This is a genomic window from Ruminococcus sp. 210702-SL.1.03 (assembly GCF_020559915.1).
GTDB lineage: Bacteria > Bacillota > Clostridia > Oscillospirales > Ruminococcaceae > YE71.
The window spans coordinates 1-1,086 of the sequence record NZ_JAJCLZ010000096.1; the positions used below are offsets into that span (position 1 = coordinate 1).

Annotated in this window: 2 protein-coding genes; both read right to left on the reverse strand. The window is 45.4% G+C overall.

Going from position 1 to position 1,086, the window contains the following annotated elements; genetic code table 11:
• Positions 1-160 precede the first annotated feature (160 nt).
• Positions 161-820: a DNA (cytosine-5-)-methyltransferase gene (dcm, locus tag LI114_RS13540; protein WP_227221107.1), complete on the reverse strand. Its 660-nt coding sequence runs from the start codon at positions 818-820 to the stop codon at positions 161-163.
• A 53-nt stretch (positions 821-873) separates the two neighbouring features.
• A partial coding sequence (locus tag LI114_RS13545) for a DUF4314 domain-containing protein (protein WP_227221108.1) occupies positions 874-1,086 on the reverse strand: 213 nt, incomplete at its 5' end.

The window sequence follows — 1,086 nt, forward strand, 5'->3', positions numbered from 1 at the left end:
CCTCTCCTTGAATTCATATTTGGATATGCAAGGTCAATGCTGTCACCGGGCAGAGCTATCTGATAGCCTGACTTAGTTTTTGATTTTATTGGCAGTCCCATTATCTCATACAGTCCCGTCTTTCCGCCGAAGCCTCCTGCCTGGCTTGTCAGCGTTATGCTCAGTCCGTCGGCTGAATATACCCTGTTTCCCTCTCTGCCTGAAATTCTTTTGACAAGAGTTTTTGGATTTGCGTCTGTGAAAGACAATACTTTTCCGGAATACTTTTCTCTATGAAATCCGACAATATACACTCTTTTTCGGGATTGGGGCACTGTCTTAGCTCCGCACGACTAAAATCTGCGCTGTTAAGCACTTCCCATACGACATCGTACCTGCCGTGCAAAGCTAAGGCGATCATCCAACGTACCGATGATGGCCGCAAACGTCCTGCCCGTCGTGCGAAGCTAAGACAGTTATGCGATAGCAGTCCGGGAACATTTTCAAGGAGCAGATACTTAGGTTTTTTAATGGCGGCAATCCTGGCGATCTCAAAGAAGAGAGTTCCTCGGGTATCGCTGAATCCTTTCCGTTTTCCAGCAATTGAAAAGCTTTGGCAAGGGAATCCTCCGCATATAAGGTCGAGATCAGGCAGCTCGTTTGGGTCGATTTTTCTTGTGTCATCGTAATACACCTCGTTTCTTGTATCGTACAACGTTTCGTATGCTTTCTTTGCATATTTGTCTATTTCACAATAACCGACGCACTCAAAACCGCCTGCTTTTTCAAGTCCTGAGCGGAATCCGCCGATACCTGCGAAGATATCGAAATATTTTATCATTTACCACGTTCCTTTCTGAAATAAAAAACGGTCAAGCTGTCTTAACTTGACCGTTACATTGACATATTCATTTCTTCTTCCTCAGTTTGTTCCGATCCTTCTCTGATAACGTGAAAATCGTCCACGCCTGGGATCACTCCAAGCGTTCTTCCGTTGTCAAAGATACAATGCAAAGTGCCGATGTCATCAACGTGATCGACCCTGCCAAGAGTACCGGACTCAACAGGGAATGGATCATCATTCATTCTGTCAAGGCAGATGCGAGT